This window comes from Myxococcus sp. CA023 (assembly GCF_010998615.1).
Taxonomy (GTDB): Bacteria; Myxococcota; Myxococcia; order Myxococcales; family Myxococcaceae; genus Myxococcus.
The window spans coordinates 58962-76137 of record NZ_JAAEAH010000019.1; the positions used below are offsets into that span (position 1 = coordinate 58962).

The following is a 17176-nucleotide window of genomic DNA, read 5'->3' on the forward strand; positions in this document are numbered from 1 at the left end:
TCAGGGCATGCCGCCAGCGACCTCCGCGCGAAGCTGGGCAATCGCGGGGCCGAGCTGCGGCGGCTGCATGTTGCGCGGCACTTCCACGGAGAATCGCTCGAAGTGGGCCAGCGCGGCGGCCTTGTCGCCGCGGCGCAGGGCGAGGCTGCCCAGGAAGATGAGCGCCTCCTGCGCGTCCGGCCAGGTGTCCACCAGCTCCGTCAGCTCCGCCTCGGCGCCGGCCATGTCGCCCTGGGTGGCGCGAAGCACGCCGCGGTGGACCTTCAGCTCGACGTTGAAGGGGTCCGCCGCCAGGCCCTTCGCGGTGACCTTCACGGCCTCGTCGAACTGCTGACGGCGGATGAGCTCGTGGCTCAGCAGCGCCGCCGCGTCCACATCTCCGGCGTTGGCGTTCAGCCGCGCGCGAGCCTCCTGCATCTCCGGCCCTTCCTGCATCTGCTCGTCCATGCCCGCGCCCTGCTGCTGCGCGGCGGCGCCGCCCGGGGGCATGCGGCCGGTGGCCTCCATGCCGTCGGTGCGCGTCTGCTGCTCGGAGACGAGCAGGTAGCCCAGCCCACCAAAGAACACCACGATGCCCGCGCCCCACAGCGCGCCCACCAGCTGCGGATTGCGAGACGCCCACCCGGTGGGGGCCGGAGCCTGGGGACGGGCGCGGACGCCCTCGCCGGAGGACTTGCGCTTGAGGTGCTCGTCCTTCGCGCGCAGCGCCGCGGCGGCTTCGCGCTCCAGGCGGGACTTCTCGGCGGCATACTGCTCGGCGCTCTGGTTGTGCTTCTCCGCTTCCAGCGCGCGGAGCTGGTCGATGAGAGACTGCGCGCGCTGGGTCAAGTCATCGAGCACGCCGTCGCGGGGCTCCGCCGACGCCAGAGAGCCCTTGCGGCGCTGAAAGAGGATCCAGCCCGCCGCCAACACGAAGGTGACAGCGAGCACGATGATTCCGGGCAACCAATTCGTCGTCTGCGGCTGCATGGCCTGGCGCTCCTAGCGCTCGAGCTCCCGGCGCACGGCCTGGAGGTACGGGTCTTCTTCATCCGCCGGAGGCGTTCCAGCGGGCGCGGCCGGGGCCGCCGTTTCTTCCGAAGTCGTGGCCGCGGGCGGGGTCTGTTCCGGGGGAGCCGCGCTGCGCTGGAGCTGCCGCCAGATGACGAAGGCGCCCACGGCGACGAGCCCCACCGGGCCCAGCCACACGAACCAGTTGAAGCCTTCCGCGCGGGGGGACAGCAGCACCCACTCACCGTAGCGGGCGACGAAGTACTCGACGATTTCGGCGTCGCTCTTCCCCTCGGAGACGAGCTCGCGAATCATGTCGAGCTGGGCGCGCGCCATGGAGGACGGGCTGTCCGCCACGGACAATCCCTGGCACACGGCGCACCGGAGCTGCTTGCCCAGCGTCTGGGCACGCGCCTCCAGCTCCGGCGCGAGCGGGTCACTTCCCGCCTGCTGGGGCGCGAACTGGCCGGTGACGAGCGTGAAGGCGAGGGACAGGGACAGGAGGGCAGCGGTCATCGAAGCTCCATCGAGCCGTCCCTACCTAGCGCCCCAGGCCGTGATTGGACAGTGAAACCTGAGCGGCGGGGAGCTGGCCCGCCGCCCGGCTCGCTGTGCCTACATGGCCGCTTCGGGGTTCAACTGCGCCTGGGCGGCCGCCCGGTGCTCTGGCAGGCCGGTGGTCAGCGCGAAGAGGGCGTAGCCGGCGGGTGACGCCGCGAGCAGTTCCACACAGTGGTCGCCCAGGCGGTCTGGGACCTGTCCGCCCGCCTTCACATAGGCGTCCACGGTGGCCTCGAACACGGCGTCCACGCCGAGCATCTTCTGGAAGACGAAGTCGCGCGCCGGGTCTCCTACCTTCGCGGTCGTCCAATCGAGGACGCCGGTGATGGTGTCGTCCGGCGCCAGCAGGACATGGGCGGGGTACATCTCCCCGTGCGTCAGCGCGACGAAGCGGGGCCAGTAGGAGTCGTCGCCCAGCCAGCGTTCCCAACGCTGGAGGAGGGCGGGCGCCACGTCGAAGGCCTGCTTGATGCGGGCGATGTCGGAGGCCCAGTTGGCGCGGACCTGGTCGGGCGTCTCGACGATAAGGCCCGCTCGCCGGGCATCCTCGACGTCGATGGCATGCATCCGGGCCAGGAGCTGGCCGAACTGGCGGGCATAGACGGGGGACTCGCGGTCGAAGTGCCACACGGGCTCGCCCGAGACGGAGTCCAACGTCAGCCCGGGCCTGCCCGGGAGCGCCGGATAGGCGATGAGGTCCCGATGGGCGACATGCCACCTGGGCACCGCCACGCCGAGCCGGGGACCGACGAAGTCGAGAATCTTCTTCTCGTCCGGGAGCTTCGCGGAGACGTCTTCACGCCGGGGGATGCGGAGGACCCACTGGGTGTCTTCGAGGTCGCGCGCCATCACGACGCGATAGTCCAGTCCGGCCTCGTTGACCGACAGGGTGTCGGGTTTGAGCTTCAATCCGTGGTGGTCGGCGAGCTCGACAATCTGGGGGGCATCTTTCGGGGCGGAGGGCATCCAGGGCGTCCTTTCAGGCCTGCACGGTCATCACGCCGACCGCGCGGGCCACGGCTTCGGGGGGAGCACGGTCGCCAGGGAGACGGACTCTGGCGGGCCATGAGTGAGGCTCCCCGACCCGGCCGGGGCACTCTTCCTGACATCGCGGCCGGGAATCAGAAGCGCCCGTCCACCAGCAGCCCCCCGGAGTTCGGGCCGATGACAGGCGTCAGGCGGGCCTGGATGACGTGTGCCCGCTTTCGTGGGCCTGGGGCTGGAGCGGGGACATCCGACAGGCCCAACTCCTGGCGAAGGCGTTTGTTGTGGCCATCCGCCAGTTCGCGGGCCTCGCTGGAGCTGATGGGATGGGGGTCGTAAAAGATGCCCCACCCCAGCAGCCCTACTCCTACCAGGCTCACGCCCATTCCCACGAGGAACATGTTCTGCTTCCGGTTGCCAGCCGCGAGGTCGCGGTCAATGCAGGCCGAGAAGTCTGGGCCGAGCTCGCAGTCTTCGGTCCGAACGCCTGGCGAGGCGATTCCGTAGACGAGCCCGCCAACCATCACGATTCCCCCGACGATTTTCAGGGTGAGCTTCGTGGCACTTCTCGACTGATACTCCGCAACGAGGTCGTTTCGGCCGAGCTTCTGATAGAACGCTTCACCCTCCAGTGGCTTCTTGTATTTCCCCTCATACGGGACGGTCCAGCGGCTCGGTGGGCTTCTGACGGCCAGTGGCGAATACGAAAGCGTCACGGCGATGTACTCATCGAACCCGATGTGCCGGAGCTCATATTGCTCCAGCGCTTCTTCAGGACTGAGGGTCGGGCCGCTCTCGGCGATGGGGGCGGGGCTTTCCGTCTCCTCGTTCGCGAGCGTAGGAGTGGTGGTCAGGAGGGCAATGATTGCCACGAATCGGAGCATGAGCGCGCGCTTCATATGGGAAGTGCCACGACGACTGCAAGGCCATGGCCTGACGTGCTTGCCTGCCGCGATGTGCGAGGATTTGCCTCGGTGTACAGGTCCTGAAGGGCTCGGGTGGGGCGCCTCCACCGTTTCCAGCTATGGTCCGCCCCAAGATGAAGACCGGACCCTCGGAGCCGCTGCACCTGCCGGAGTACCTTCCCGCGTTGGACGGGCTGCGCGGCGTGGCGGTGCTGATGGTGATTGCCTATCACTCACTGACAGGGTTGCGCAGTGCGTCGCTGGGCTCGCTCTTCCAGGTGGGCTGGGCGGGCGTGGACCTCTTCTTCGTCCTTTCTGGCTTCCTGATTACGCGCATCCTCGTGCAGACGCGTGAGCGTGGAGGCTACTTCCGTACCTTCTACGCGCGGCGGGCGCTGCGCATCTGGCCCCTGTACTTCCTGGTGCTGGCCTTCACCTTTGGCATCATGGGGCGGCTGCTACCGGCCCTGGCCTTCGATACCCAGCGCTACTCCTGGACGACCTACGCGCTGTACCTCCAGAACCTCTGGATGACGGACTTCGGTCCCGCGCCCATCAACGTGACGTGGTCCCTGGCCATCGAGGAGCAGTTCTACCTCGTGTGGCCGCTGCTCGTGTTCTTCCTCCGGAACGGGCAGCTCCGCGCGCTCCTGTGGGCGTGCGTGCTGCTGTCCCCCGTGGCGCGCCTCGCGGCCCTGTGGGAGGGCGCGGCGCCCATCCAGGTCTACACCTTCACGCTGTTCCGTCTGGATGGACTGGCGCTCGGTGGATTGTTGGCGCTGGGCGTGGTGGATGGCCGCGCCACGGCGGACGGCCTGTCACGGTGGGGCGCGCGGCTCGCGGTGCCCGCGTTGCTCGTGGCCTGCGGGTTGTCCCTCGTCTTCTTCGGCCAGGGCGCCGCCATTCACATGGCAACGGCGCTCACGGGGCCGGGCGGCCCGCAGGTCCGCGTGCTGCTGGTGGCGGGCCTTTACACGCTTTGGGCGGTGGGCTTCGCCAGCCTGCTGGGGTGGGTACTCTCCGGGCGCGCGCGGGTGCTCCAGGCCGTGTTGCAATGGCGGCCACTGCGCTTCGTGGGGCAGGTGAGCTACGGGCTCTACCTGTTCCATGCGCTCGTCATCCCCGCTGGCGGCATTTACACGCGACCGCTGTTCTACCGCTTCATTCCCTCGACCTTCGTTGCTACCGCGGTGGGCATCCTGTTCGAGTACGCGGTGCTGCTGGCGCTCACGCTCGTGTCGTGGCGCTTCTTCGAGAAGCCCTTGCTGCGTCTCAAGGACCGCTTCACGCATTCGGAAGCCGCGGGGAAGGCCGTGGCTCCCACGGCTTGAGGGGTGGCGCCAGCGCGGGCGAGCGCCGTGCCGCGTATCGACGCGCCAGCTACGAGCGCGGTGGTGCCCAGATGGCGCTGTGGGGCTCCGGCGCGTTGGGGGCTTCCTCCGCGGTGTAGAAGTAGGCCGCGACCGCGGCGCGCCCTCGTCCCTCGGGGCACTCCAGCGCGGTGGGGTGTCCGTGCCAGTGGTCGTCGCCGTGGGCCATCACGACCAGGCGATCCAGGAGGGGGGCGATTCGCGTCTCGCACCGGGAGAGGTCCGCGCTCCACAGCTCGAGGTCCCCTCCCCAGGCGGGTTCCCAGCCGGGGTTCAGGTAGTAGAGGACGGTGAGCCGGCGGGAGAGCGCGCGGAAGCGATCGCGGTTGAAGTCGGCGTGCAGCGCCAGATGCCCCCCACGCAACGTGAGGTGCAGCCCGGCGCCCCGGAAATGCGGATCCGGGATGAGCCCTTGCACCCCGGTGAGCGACTCCAGGAAGTCGATGAACGCCATGCCGGAGAACTCCGAAAGCAGGTGCCGGAGCGCTCCGGGGACGTCTTCGAACGCCTTGCGCTGAAGCTGTCCCAGTCGAGCCGCCTGTTCGGGGTGGTCGCGTCGCTTCCAACTGGCCTCGGTCGCGCCCGGGAAGACCCCGGCCAGTTCGGACGCCAGCGGCCCCCCCAGGAAGCCATCGATGACGGCGTGGGGATGAGGCCGCGCCGCGCCGTAGCTGGCGCGATGGGCCAGCGCGAGCGAGCGGAGCGCCGTGCGGCTGAAAAAGAAGCTCGGTCCTCGCAGCGGGCCTTCTTCGTGGGTCGCGATGCTCACGGGCCCCCTATAGCAGAACGTGCGGCGCGCTTTCGGCGCCAGGGCACCATGGCGCAGGCGACCGAGTCTGGAGCTGCTGCCTCCGGGCGCATCATCGCTCCGGTGGCCGGAAGAGGACTCAGGAGAGCGCCCGCAGCCCAGCCCGAAGGGCATCGACATCGGTTTGCGCCAGCAATCGCTCCGTCTCCTCGTTCATCCGCTCCCAGTAGGGCAGCGCGGATTGGAGGAGCTGGAGCCCAGCGTCCGTCAGCGTCAGCAATCGCCCGCGGCGGTCGGCCGGGTCGACGGTGGTCTTCACCAGCCCGCGCCTTTCGAGCGGCTTCAGGTTGGCTGTCAGCGTGGTCCGGTCCATCGCCAGGAGCTCCGCGACGGGGCCGATGGATGGCGGCTGGGGGCGATTGAGCGACATCAGCAGCGAGAACTGTCCATGCGTGAGGCCCACGGGGCGCAGGGCTTCATCGAAGCGCCGCGCCAGGGTGCGCGCGGCCTGCTGGACCACCAGGCACAGGCAGTGGTCACGGACGTGAAGCGTCGTGGCGAATGGGACGGCTCTGGACATTGACAGGGGTTATTATGTTGATATCAACTCTTCTTGTCAAAGCAAGATTGCCCCCGCTGGAGAGTTGCCATGGCCTACATCGACGGATTCGTGATCGCAGTCCCCTCGGCGAACAAGGAAGCGTACCGGCAGGCCGCTATTGCCGCCGCGCCGCTGTACAAGGAGTTTGGTGCGACGCGCTTCGTTGAGAACTGGGGGGACGACGTCCCCGAAGGCAAGGTCACCGACCTGCGGCGCGCGGTGAAGGCCGAGCCGGATGAGGTCATCGTCTTCTCCTGGATTGAGTACCCCAGCAAGGCGGTGCGCGACGAAGCGAACGCGAAGGCAATGCGTGACCCAAGGATGGAGGAGATGGGCGCGAACATTCCCTTCGATGGGAAGCGGATGATCTTCGGAGGCTTCGTTCCCAGCCTCCATGAGGGCGGAGCGGGCAGGCCCGGCTATGTCGATGGCTCCCTCGTGCCGGTGCCGGTTGGAAACAAGGAGGCCTACCATGCCATCGCGTCCCGTCTCGCGGCGGTGCTGCTGGAGCATGGTGCCACGCGCGTCGTCGACGCGTGGGGAGACGACGTCCCCGACGGGAAGGTCACTGACTTCAAGGGCGCGGTGAAGGCCACCGCGGATGAGCAGGTCGTCTTCGCTTGGATTGAGTGGCCGTCGATGGAGGCGCGCAACGCCGGGTGGGGGAAGGCCATGGCCGATCCGCGCATGCACCCGGACAGCGTGCCCTACGACGAGGGCCGCCGGGCCCACGGCGGCTTCGTGCCGATTCTGGTTGAGACGGCGGCGACGGGCACGGGCGCATAGGTCGCCTTGTCATGTGCCTCCGCCTGGTTTCGTGAAGCGTAGAAGGCCGGCGGCGCGATATTGGGCAGCACATGGTTGGGATCGAGGGATGAGACGTCGACGTCCTCGATGACGCGCTCAATGCTTGGCACGGGGCTTTGTCGCCGGCGGAGTTGATTCGGACGAACGCCAGGGGGACGGCCCGTAGGTTTCCGGGCCGTCGCCCGATGACGTTCATCCGAATATACCGGCGTTGATGCGCGACCGCTGCTCAGAGGAAGCGGATGAGCCCGATACCGAGGGTGACCTCGACGACCGGCCTGGGGCTGAACCCAAGCCGGATGTCATCCCAGCCACCGCGCCCGACGAGCATGAAGTGCAGCATGTGAAGGCGCGTCTGGAGGCCGAGACTCGCGCGCAGGGGCACCTGGAGCTGGCCCGTCGACGGCGACATCACGGTGGTGCCCTGCACACCCACGAAGGTGCGGAGCTCTTGCAAGCACATGCATTCGGGCGGGACGAGTTCGCGTGAGACGGTGAGGCCAACAGAGGGGCCCAGGCCCGCGTCTTCGGTCGTGCGTGTGGCGGTACGGACGTGGAGACCCAGTTGGGCGGAGACGCCGACAGGGCGTTTCCGGTTCTGATGCGAGAACTGCGTCCAGTATGCCGCGTCGACACTGATGGCGGCGTTGTCGTAGCGCTGGCGGGTCTCGAGGGCGAGACCGTCAGTCTCCTCGGTGCAAGGGAAGGGGAGGACGATGCCCATCCCCATTTGATGGGAGCCGACGAGCATGTCGGTCAGCATCTCGTCATCGGCCTTGGCTCCGAGCGAGAGCAGCGGGAGTTCCGCCGCGGCGCGACTGGGGCTCAGGACGACGAGCCAAAGCATGGTGCAGAGAATGACGCCCCATTGAGATTTGACCCACGAAGCACACGACTCTCGCTGCCAGAGCATGGCCTTGCTCCCTCCTGTGTTGGATGGGAACAAGGTAGGGAACTGGTGGGAGCGCATCATCACCGCAGCCTCATGATTGCGTCATGAGCGCTTCGACCGCAGGGACATGGTTGCCTCTTACCCGCCGCCCCTGAAAGGGATAGCGTCGACACCCATGCGTACTTGGACGTGCTGGGTGTTCCTGGCTTGTTGGGCCTTTGGCGTTCCAGCCCTGGGTGTCACCGTGGAGAAAGTACCGCGGCTCGCGGCCAGCGCATGGTCTGTGGACATGACCAGGACGCTCACGCCGCAGACGCTTGCGGAGGTGGATCAGCTCGGCAATGCCCTGGTCCGTGATGGCCAAGGCCAGCTCGCGGTGGTGGTGGTCGACACGACGGGGAGCCAGCCGCCGCGCGCCTTCGCGCTGGAGCTCTTCAATCGGTGGGGGCTGGGCACGGCCGGTCGTGACGACGGCGCGCTGCTCTTCATCGCGCTCAAGGACCGCGCGGCGGAGATCATCCTGGGTGATGGCGTGGATGGCCCGAATGAGCAGGCTCGCAGTGACGCCATCATGGCGAACGACGTGGTTCCCGCCTTCAAACGGGGCAGTCCGGACGACGCGGTGCTGGAAGGCGCACGCGGGCTGTATCAGCTCATCGTGACCTCGGAGCTCAATCAGCCTCACAACGCCCAGGAGGCCGCATCGGCATGGGATTCCAGGCTCGCGGAGTCCGCATGGTCGGAGGGCTCCGCCGTCACCATCGAGTCTGAAGGACCGAGGGAGCCGGAAGGTGCCCTGAACGTTCCCGCCCTGGCGGGAGGGGCGGGGTTCGTGGGGGCCGTGGGGGTAGCGGGCCGGGCGCTGCTTCGTCGCAGACCGCGCCGGTGCCAGAAGTGCCGCAACCAGAGGACGCGGCTCGATGAGGATGCCGACGATGCCCACCTGATGGCCGGGCAGGTTCGTGAGGAGCAGTTGGGCTCGGTGGATTACGACGTGTGGTGGTGCGAGCCGTGCCAGGACGCGGTCGTGGAGCGCTATGGAACGCTCTTCACGCGTCATGTCCGGTGCAAGAAGTGCCGTTATGTGACCGCGAACAAGACGAGCCGGACGATTCGCAGCGCGACGTACTCCTCTGGCGGAGAAATCGAGGTCACGGTGCGTTGCACGCACTGTCACCACTCAGCGACTTCCCGTCACTCGACGCCGAAGCTCACGCGGTCCACGTCGTCGAGCTCATCCAGCCGGAGCAGCTCTTCAAGCGGCGGGCGTTCGTCGGGCGGTGGCTCGAGTGGGCGCTGGTAGTTCGCCCGCGCCGCCGCTGACGCCAGGCGTCAGCGGCTTCGACGTGGCCGAGTTCCACGGCGCCCACGGCTCCCTGATTGCCCCGTTCTTCTGGGGCCCTACCAATCGCCGTGGACGCGAGAGCGAGGGCGCTACATCAGGTGGTGGGGTCCTCCTCATAATGGACCACCCCATCAGGCCGGCGCGCCCTCAGTGCTTCCACTTGCCCTGGGCCGAGCGCGCGATTCCTGCGCAGCCAGAGCTCGTTGAGGCTCTTGAGCGACGCCAGGACTTCAACACTGGCAGGAGTGACGGCCGTGTCGATCAAATGGAGGCGTAGCACCGTTCCAAGCCCGGTCTCATCGCGCAGTGTTTGAAGAAGGCGATCATCGACGCCCCGTCCGGTGAGCAGGAACTCGTTTGAGAACGCCATCGGCTTGACGGACGTCACGTCGAGCAGGCTGGGGTCGTGCAGTACGATGCCACTGAGGCTTCCGTCGTCACGGACCGGCAGATTGAGCAACGTCTGTTCGGGGGTGGCCCGTGCCCGCACCCGCCCGTCCTCGAACCACGCCCAACCGTCACCGTTCCGCATGTCCGCTTTCGGCGCTCCGGATGGGTACCATTCTCTGCGCGCCGTGTCTGCGGGCTGGCCGGAGGCATACGCCTCTTCGACGAGACACAGTCCCTGACCGTTGAAGGTGTACACGATGCCGTCGACTGGCGCACCGCGCCAGAGCAACGGTCCATAGGCGTCAGCGAGTTCGAGGCTCGCTCGATCCAACCGCGCACCTTCGAGTTGGGGCAACCAGTCGTCCGATGTGCCCGAGACGCTTCCCTCCGAGACAGCGAGGAGCTCGTGAACGACCCCGTCGTCCTCGACGCGATAGGCGAGGCCCGAAAAGCGTGCCCCCTCGTAGGACAAGCGGCCGTTGTCGTCGGTGGTCAGGGTGCTCGTGCGGATACGTCGCATGGGTTCCATGGTCATGGTCTTGCCCTCATCCCGTAATCACCCGGAAATCGCCGGGTGCGACCAGGATGCCGGAGCAGTTTGGACAGGCCACGAAGGGGCGCCCCTGGCGTTGATTCTGGTCCTGTAGCATGTAGGTGGCCACCGTGACGTCTGCCGCTGCGACGCCCGCGGCGAGGAGCTGATTGGTCGCGAGGCACTCCGCATGAACTCCGGGTACTCCGTACAAGGCGGCGAAGCCATAGGCGTCATTTTTACCATGTGGAATGATCGTGGCTCCCGAAATGACCGCGAAGATGTGGTTGCGGATCCGGGTCTTCATCCGTGCATGGAGGACGATGCCGTGGTCGTTCAGGAGGAAGTTCTCAACCCAGTTCGCACCAGCGGTCGCCCAGGTGTTGTTGTTTCCGTGCGGATTGGACATCGAATGGAGGAATTGACCGAATGGCGATCCCCCTACGGCTCGATAGTTGCGGTTGACCCAGAAAGCGGTTCGTCGGTCGTAGTATTTGTGCGCCGCGGCGAGCGCGAGCGCGACATCCGTGTTGGCGGGACCGGCCAGGACTCGGGTCCGACACTCGTTGCCTGTCAATCTATCGAGGTGCTGATCGAAGCTGAAGGTATCAAGGCGCACGACGTCCCCATGGTTCAGTGTTCGCGGGATGCCGTCGGCGGATGAGGCTGCACTTATCCGAGCGGCGCACGAGACGTACCTGGCTGTGACAACCTTGACCGGATTGCGCGTGGCGGGAATGCCGTGCCCATGCGTTGGGATTGCATCCCATGCTGGGTTGTTGCCTTGCGTGGCGAAGTAGCGAACGACAGGAGGGCCGCTGAAGTGGGCCTGACTGAGGAGATCGGTCCCCGCAAGTGCTCCAGCCGCGTCATCGAAGACGTCCAGGTTTGTGTGCTCCAACGATAATTGGTCGGCCTTCTGCCAGAACGCATTGCTTGGGGCGACTACCGTCATCTTGGCGAATGTGAAGGCTTGGTTGTCTTTTGCGTGGAGTTCGCGTTGCTTGGGGGCGTTGAGCAGGGGGTCGGGATTGAGGGAAAGTCCAGCAGCGAAAGTGGGGACTTGCAGTTCGAGCTTCTCGACGCAAACCGTCTTCGACGCGCGGGCGGCAAGCCGCCAGGCGGAGCCCGCCGTTCCGCGAGCTTCAGCACTCACGTCACAATTACTGGCCGTCAGTCCGCGCATATAGAGCGTCACGGGTAGCTGATTGGCCGCGAAAGACGTCCCAGAAGCCACTGCGTTTGTACACAGTTGGTCCCTGAAGCACGCAATCCGCGCTTCGTACTCCAGCCGGAGCTGGAGGTCTCCGCATGAATGTGTTGGGTCCGTCTGATCTATTCCGAGGATCAGTCGAGAGGGATCTGTTGAGCGGTTGTGATGGTTGCCATGGACGAGCACCAGTTCATCGCAGCGAATGGATGGGCTCACCACGTTGATGGCGCGGACAAGGACGTCCCCAGTCCGAGGAGGCGCGACGCGGATGCCCGGAGAGTCGCCAGCGTCCAGCGCAAGCTGGACGCTGGCGTTGCCCACGTTCGCCCCTTTGACATAGACGGTGACACCGTGACGTAGGGCGTCCGCGTCAAAGGCGTCGACGGGAGTCTCACAGGTCGCATCGGTGAAGAGCGAGCCGCCCACTACGGTGGGTTGTCCTCGCCCCGTGTATGGGGGCTGCCCTGTGCTCTCGTCGAGGCCCAGCGTAATCTGCGCGGCCGCGAACTGCTCCTCATGGTGCCACGCGACGGTCTCGCCCACCGTCACCGTCGGGCTCACCACGTTGATGGCCTGGATAGGGATGTCTCCAGTTTGAGGAGGCGCGACGCGGATGCCCGGAGAGTCGACGGCGTCGAGCGCGAGCTGGACGCTGGCGTTGCCCACGTTCGCGCCTTTGACGTAGACGGTGACGCCGCGACGTAGGGCGTCCGCGTCGAAGGAGTCGACTGAAGTCTCACAAGTCGCATCGGTGTAGAGCGAGCCGCCCGCTACGGTGGGCCGTCCTCGTCCCGCGTACTGCGGCTGGCCTGTGCTCTCGTCGAGGCCCAGCGTAATCTGCGCGGCCGCGAACTGCTCCTCATGGTGCCATGCGATGGCCTCGCCTACTGTCACCGTCGGGCTCACCACGTTGATGGCCTGGACTGGGATGTCTCCAGTCCGAGGAGGCGCGACGCGGATGCCCGGGGAGTCAACGGCGTCGAGCGCGAGCTGGACGCTGGCGTTGCCCTCGTTCTCGCCTTTGACGTAGACGGTGACACCACCACGAAGGGCGTCCGCGTCGAAGGCGTCGACGGGAGTCTCACAGGTCGCGTCGGTGAAGAGCGAGCCGCCCGCCACGGTGGGCCGTCCTCGTCCCGCGTAGGGCGGCTGACCTGTGCTCTCATCGAGGCCCAGCGTAATCTGCGCGGCTGCGAACTGCTCCTCGTGGTGCCACGCGATGGCCTCTCCCACCGTCACCGTCGGGCTCACCACGTTGATGGCCTGGACAGGGATGTCTCCAGTTTGAGGAGGCGCGACGCGGATGCCCGGAGAGTCGACGGCGTCGAGCGCGAGCTGGACGCTTGCGTTGCCCACGTTCGCCCCTTTGACATAGACGGTGACGCCGTGACGTAGGGCGTCCGCGTCGAAGGCGTCGACGGGAGTCTCACAGGTCGCATCGGTGTAGAGCGAGCCGCCCGCCACGGTGGGCCGTCCTCGTCCCGCGTACGGCGGCTGACCTGTGCTCTCATCGAGGCCCAGCGTAATCTGCGCGGCCGCGAACTGCTCCGCATGGTGCCACGCGACGGCCTCGCCCACCGTCACCGTCGGGCTCACCACGTTGATGGCCTGAATGCCGACAGCTTCTGTCGCGGACGGTACGATGACGCGAACGTTTGGGTTGGCGTCTGGAGTGAGGGTGAGCGTCACCGTCACGTTGCCGGCTGAATTGCCCCGCACGAAGAGCGGGAGAGCCGCGCGAAGTGCCTCCGCCGTGAACGCTTCCGCTGCGGGAGTCGTGCAGTTGCTATCGCCGAACAGGTCGGCGTCCCCTGTGACGCTCACCGTCCCGGTCCCCTGATAGGGCAGGTCCGGATGCGTCTCCATGATGGACAGCATGACGCTTGCCGGGCGTGTCCCTTGCCCTGCGTCGTCGAACCAGCCTGGTACATGTGCGACGGCGACGTTCGCCGTGACGTCGTTCGTGACCGCTTGCTCGCACGGCACGACGACGGAGACCTCCGGCGCGTTTGCCAGGTCTTGCTCGGCGGCGTGGAGTCGCAGGAGGTCGAGCCAAGCCAGTTCCTCGGATTCGCCATCCTGAATCGGGTCTCTGCTGCGCTTCATCATGCGCCCCCTTTCGCAGTGAGCGCACGGCGCGCGTTCCCGTAGAGAATTTCGATTTTGCTCTCCGGTGTGGGGATGTCGGTTCGCGACAGCGTCTCCGCCGCCCATGGCAGCGCTTCGAAGCCTTCGCCAAAGAGCACTCGCAGGTGAGCGAACCTGACGATGCCCTGTGAACTCCTCACGCCGTGTTCCATGGCCCGCGCGACGCTGGCGTCAATGAAGTCCTTCAGCGCGGCGTCGTCTGTCTCGAGCAGTCGCTCCCCGAAATGCTTGCGCAGATGAGGATGAAGCCACGCGCGCAATGCCCCCAGCCGTGGCTCGGCCAGTGCTGCGAGTTGAACATCCCGAATGACGAGCATGGAAGGACTTTAACATTCCTGACATCCCGCGCGCGGAGTGTTGGTTGGCTTTCATCACCTACATCCAGGCGGATGTCGCGGAGGGGGCTGGTGATGTGATGCGGCGCGGCATCTGTCGGACGGGAAGGACGTGTCGCTCGCGGTGACGGGTGGCGATTTACGTGAGTCCTTCCTCGTGAAGCCAGTCGAACGGGGGGATGAATAGGTTGTCCACGAAATTGTGGTCCATGGGCTGCGTCTGCCAGATCCGCTCGTGGGACTCTCCGAAGGTGCCGGACTCCTCGCCCTGGAAGCTCAGGTAGAAGCCCGTCACCCGCCCCCGGGGTGTGCTCCCAACGATGTCGTTCGCCCATCGCTCGGGCACGCCAGTCCACCCCGTCGACTGGTCCCACCCCGCGTGCGCGAGGCTGTAGAACGCCCGGTTCTGACAGCGCTGGCCAGGCACGTCGTCCTGGATGAGGGCGCACTCGCGCTCCTGGCCCTCTCCAGAGGTGAGCCCGTGGTTCCCGAGGAGAATGCTCAGCGAGCCGCGGCAGGTGCGTGGGCCCCTGGTTGTCCGGCGCGCTCAGGCGGCCATCCCAATCTGCGTACCGCTCGTTCGTGGTGTTCGTCGCGGCAACCGTGCCCGAGCCGGAGCCTCTTCCACCACTGCGCTCATCGTCCCTGCCTGGGGCGCCCTGCACACTAAACTGCTGGGTACGAACTGTCTCACTTGCGTTGGCAGAGAGGGATTGCCCGTGCACTGGTTGTGCGGATACCTTGCCTCTCATGGGTGATTCCTTTCAGATTATTGTGGACAGGGACGCATCTGCGGACGGCGCCCCCCCGTCTTGCGGCCGAGGTTCGGGACTGGCTCGTCGCGCGGCGCATCATCTCCTGCTGCCCCTCCTCGTCGCTGTGGGCCCGTTGGCGGGCTTCGCCCAGACGCCACCGACCATTCCTGCCGGCAAGGGAGGTGGCGATGCGGGAACGACGGTGCCCGTGGTTCCGCCACTGCAGGCACCGATCTGCCCTGCCGAACGTCGCGTCACGGTGTCTCCTGACACGTTGAAGAAGCAGTTGCGCGCCGCGACGACGACCGCCGAGGTGAAGAAGCTGCTCGCGCCACTGCACTTCGAGCTCGGGTGGGACCAGGCCGATTCGTGCAAGGCGGAGAGCGCCCCTGCGGCCGTGACGCTCGATGTCTTCCGTGCGCGCATCATGTCCTCGGAGACGGTGGATGTCGTTCTCCAGGTGCGAGGGAATGTTTGTGAATACCTGCCGTTGCTCGCTGGCGCGGTGCTTCATCCGCTCGCGGAGAAGAACGTCTATTGCCTCACGGGCATGCCCTTCCTGCCGGGGCTGGACACTTCGTACTCGAGCTCTCCCCCCAGGGTCGTCTTCGCGTTCGAGAACCTCACCGACCCCGTACGTCAGGTCTTCAAGGTCGACTTCTATCGGGAGTCCTCTCGAACGGAGGAGTCCGTGATTTCATATTGGGAGGCGCAAAAGGGCACCCTGGAGGAGATCTTTAAGTTAGGGGTGCTGACCGGCATTGCATCAGCCGTGGTCAGTACCTCCGTCGAGATGAGCATCAGCGCGGAGGGGAAGGAGTTCCCTCGCCGACTCAGGCTCAGGGAGCGGGCTCGGAACTGTGGGAAGGAGGTCACGCTCCCGTCCGGTGCGGTGCAGTATCACGATGAATGTTCCGAGGCCTCGAACGAAGTGGTCTATTGCTACAAGCGCACGGGGCCACAATCCCCCGGAGTCTACGTGGAGTGTGGGTGACGGCGCCCTCTGCGCCGCGAAGCATGGGGGCTGGACGCTAGCCCGGCTCAGTTGCACGGAGCCCAGGGGCCGCAGCGCGGAAACCAGCCTTCGGCATCGCGCTGTCTGGGCGGACGTGGGTGCCGCGGAAGATTCTGGAGGAGTGGTTGGTTCGAGAGAGGCGCGAGCGGCGAAGCGTTGAATCGATTGGGGGGACGGGTCTTCGAAGGCAGATGCCGACGCTGCCAGTGCACATCTCCCGCGCCTTTCGTTGAGTGAAGAACGCGACCGGCCGTGCATGACTCACCGCTTTCGGACCGTCCCGTGGCACGAGGCCGTCATCGTTGTCACTAGCGTCCTACGTTCATCGCCATCAACTGGGCGTGACGAAGGTGCGACGCAAGTCCGGAGGATGGGTTGAGCGATGACAATGGGCACGATGGCCGCGCAAGTCACGGATGGAGAGTCGCTCCAGTTCGCCCTGGATGACATCAAGGACTACGCCATTTTCATGGTTGACCTTGAGGGGCGCATCGCGAGTTGGAACGCGGGCGCGGAGCGAAACAAGGGCTACAGCGCGCAGGAGGTTGTCGGCAAGCCCTTCAGCATTCTCTTTGCGCCCGAGGACATCCAGAGCGGGCAACCCGCGCGCGAGATGCGCTTGGCGCTCGAACGAGGCGTCTACATGGGCGAGGGTGTACGCGTCCGGAAGGATGGCTCTCGCTTCGATGCGGAGGTGACGCTGCGACTCATCTTGGACGATGCCGGCCAACCTCGTGGCTTCGTCAAGGTGACCCGGGACATCACAGAGCGCAGACGAGCCCAGGAGGCCGAACGAAAGCGCATCGAATTCGAGAAGGAACTCATTGGCATCGTGAGCCACGACCTGCGCAGTCCCCTTAACGCGATCCTGCTCTCCGCCACCCAGCTCCTGCGTCGTCAGGGCATCGACGCCCTACAGGCCCGGGGCCTCGTCAGAATCGTCTCATCGGCGGAGCGAGCGGCGCGGCTGATTGGCGACCTGCTCGACTTCACCCAGGCTCGCCTCGGGGATGGCTTGGCCATCCATCGAAGACCCACCGACCTTCAAGGGCTTGCCCTGCAGGTGGTGGAAGAGGTGCGCCTGAGCAATCCCGGAAGAGAAGTACAGATGGAACACAGCGGTGATGGAACGGGGGACTGGGACCTGGACCGTATTGCGCAGTTGCTCGTCAATCTCCTCATCAATGCGCTGAGGTATGGAGCGCGTGACCGCCCCGTGCGACTGATAACCCGAGGGGACGCTGATGACAGCGTGGACATCGAGGTCCACAACTGGGGCGAGCCGATTCCTCCCGGTGAACTCCCGTACCTGTTCGAGCGACTGTCGCGAGGGCCCCGCGTGCCGGGCAAGCCCCAGGGAGGTATTGGGCTGGGCCTTTTCATCGCCAATCAGGTCGTGCGTGCTCACGAAGGCACCATCCAGGTGTTCTCAAGCAGGGAGAATGGCACGACGTTCACCGTCCGACTGCCTCGCCGAGCTTCGTCGTGAGCGCGAGCGGCCTGCTCACACGAGCGACTGCGGTTCCCAGATTTATCAGCAGACGGGATGCTACAAAGCAGCTCTCTGATTCAGCTCGCCGGAAGC

General features: G+C 66.2%; 16 protein-coding genes. 5 read left to right on the plus strand and 11 right to left on the minus strand.

Going from position 1 to position 17176, the window contains the following annotated elements:
• The 4 genes from F8M74_RS10780 to F8M74_RS10795 all read right to left on the minus strand — a co-directional run bounded on the left by F8M74_RS10780 (window position 1) and on the right by F8M74_RS10795 (window position 3434).
• A complete protein-coding gene (locus tag F8M74_RS10780; protein WP_141255065.1) occupies window positions 1-969 on the minus strand; it encodes a tetratricopeptide repeat protein in 969 nt (322 codons plus the stop codon).
• Between the two features lie 12 nt (window positions 970-981).
• Complete coding sequence (locus F8M74_RS10785; protein WP_141255064.1) at window positions 982-1506, minus strand: cytochrome c-type biogenesis protein; 525 nt, start codon at window positions 1504-1506, stop codon at window positions 982-984.
• 99 nt (window positions 1507-1605) lie between these two features.
• On the minus strand, window positions 1606-2517 hold the full coding sequence (locus F8M74_RS10790; protein ID WP_141255063.1) for a macrolide 2'-phosphotransferase: 912 nt from the start codon (window positions 2515-2517) through the stop codon (window positions 1606-1608).
• A 155-nt stretch (window positions 2518-2672) separates the two neighbouring features.
• Window positions 2673-3434, minus strand: a complete 762-nt coding sequence (locus F8M74_RS10795; protein WP_141255062.1) for a hypothetical protein — start codon at window positions 3432-3434, stop codon at window positions 2673-2675.
• A gap of 140 nt (window positions 3435-3574) precedes the next feature.
• On the opposite strand from F8M74_RS10795, the gene F8M74_RS10800 reads away from it, so the two are divergent.
• Window positions 3575-4771, plus strand: coding sequence for an acyltransferase (locus F8M74_RS10800; protein ID WP_228560505.1), 1197 nt, complete (start codon window positions 3575-3577; stop codon window positions 4769-4771).
• A 49-nt stretch (window positions 4772-4820) separates the two neighbouring features.
• Here the strand turns inward: F8M74_RS10800 and F8M74_RS10805 are convergent, their stop codons facing one another.
• Together F8M74_RS10805 and F8M74_RS10810 are read right to left on the minus strand one after the other, a co-directional pair.
• Complete coding sequence (locus tag F8M74_RS10805) at window positions 4821-5579, minus strand: 2OG-Fe(II) oxygenase (RefSeq protein WP_141255060.1); 759 nt, start codon at window positions 5577-5579, stop codon at window positions 4821-4823.
• A 118-nt stretch (window positions 5580-5697) separates the two neighbouring features.
• Window positions 5698-6138 (minus strand): MarR family winged helix-turn-helix transcriptional regulator, encoded by a 441-nt coding sequence (locus tag F8M74_RS10810; RefSeq protein WP_141255059.1) that lies wholly within the window; start codon window positions 6136-6138, stop codon window positions 5698-5700.
• Between the two features lie 69 nt (window positions 6139-6207).
• Here F8M74_RS10810 and F8M74_RS10815 point away from each other — a divergent pair, with 69 nt between their 5' ends.
• Entirely contained in the window at window positions 6208-6945 is a 738-nt protein-coding gene (locus tag F8M74_RS10815; RefSeq protein ID WP_141255058.1) for a DUF1428 domain-containing protein, read from the plus strand.
• A gap of 250 nt (window positions 6946-7195) precedes the next feature.
• Here the strand turns inward: F8M74_RS10815 and F8M74_RS10820 are convergent, their stop codons facing one another.
• A complete protein-coding gene (locus F8M74_RS10820; protein ID WP_141255057.1) occupies window positions 7196-7879 on the minus strand; it encodes a hypothetical protein in 684 nt (227 codons plus the stop codon).
• Between the two features lie 268 nt (window positions 7880-8147).
• Between F8M74_RS10820 and F8M74_RS10825 the strand changes: the two genes are divergently transcribed.
• Window positions 8148-9161, plus strand: a complete 1014-nt coding sequence (locus F8M74_RS10825) for a YgcG family protein (protein WP_240462283.1) — start codon at window positions 8148-8150, stop codon at window positions 9159-9161.
• A 136-nt stretch (window positions 9162-9297) separates the two neighbouring features.
• On the opposite strand, the gene F8M74_RS10830 is transcribed toward F8M74_RS10825, so the two are convergent.
• The 4 genes from F8M74_RS10830 to F8M74_RS10845 form a co-directional block, all read right to left on the minus strand.
• Complete coding sequence (locus F8M74_RS10830) at window positions 9298-10128, minus strand: hypothetical protein (protein WP_141255056.1); 831 nt, start codon at window positions 10126-10128, stop codon at window positions 9298-9300.
• 10 nt (window positions 10129-10138) lie between these two features.
• Window positions 10139-13447, minus strand: coding sequence for a hypothetical protein (locus F8M74_RS37795; protein ID WP_228560034.1), 3309 nt, complete (start codon window positions 13445-13447; stop codon window positions 10139-10141).
• The gene (locus F8M74_RS10840) at window positions 13444-13803 is read right to left on the minus strand and encodes a hypothetical protein (protein ID WP_141255055.1); all 360 of its coding nucleotides are present in this window, start codon (window positions 13801-13803) and stop codon (window positions 13444-13446) included. Before F8M74_RS10840 ends, F8M74_RS37795 begins: the two co-directional genes overlap by 4 nt.
• Window positions 13804-13960: 157 nt before the next feature.
• A complete protein-coding gene (locus tag F8M74_RS10845) occupies window positions 13961-14248 on the minus strand; it encodes a hypothetical protein (protein ID WP_141255054.1) in 288 nt (95 codons plus the stop codon).
• 587 nt (window positions 14249-14835) lie between these two features.
• Between F8M74_RS10845 and F8M74_RS10850 the strand changes: the two genes are divergently transcribed.
• Window positions 14836-15570, plus strand: a complete 735-nt coding sequence (locus F8M74_RS10850; protein WP_141255053.1) for a hypothetical protein — start codon at window positions 14836-14838, stop codon at window positions 15568-15570.
• 403 nt (window positions 15571-15973) lie between these two features.
• Window positions 15974-17080: a PAS domain-containing sensor histidine kinase gene (locus F8M74_RS10855; RefSeq protein WP_141255052.1), complete on the plus strand. Its 1107-nt coding sequence runs from the start codon at window positions 15974-15976 to the stop codon at window positions 17078-17080.
• The last annotated feature ends 96 nt before the right edge of the window (window positions 17081-17176 follow it).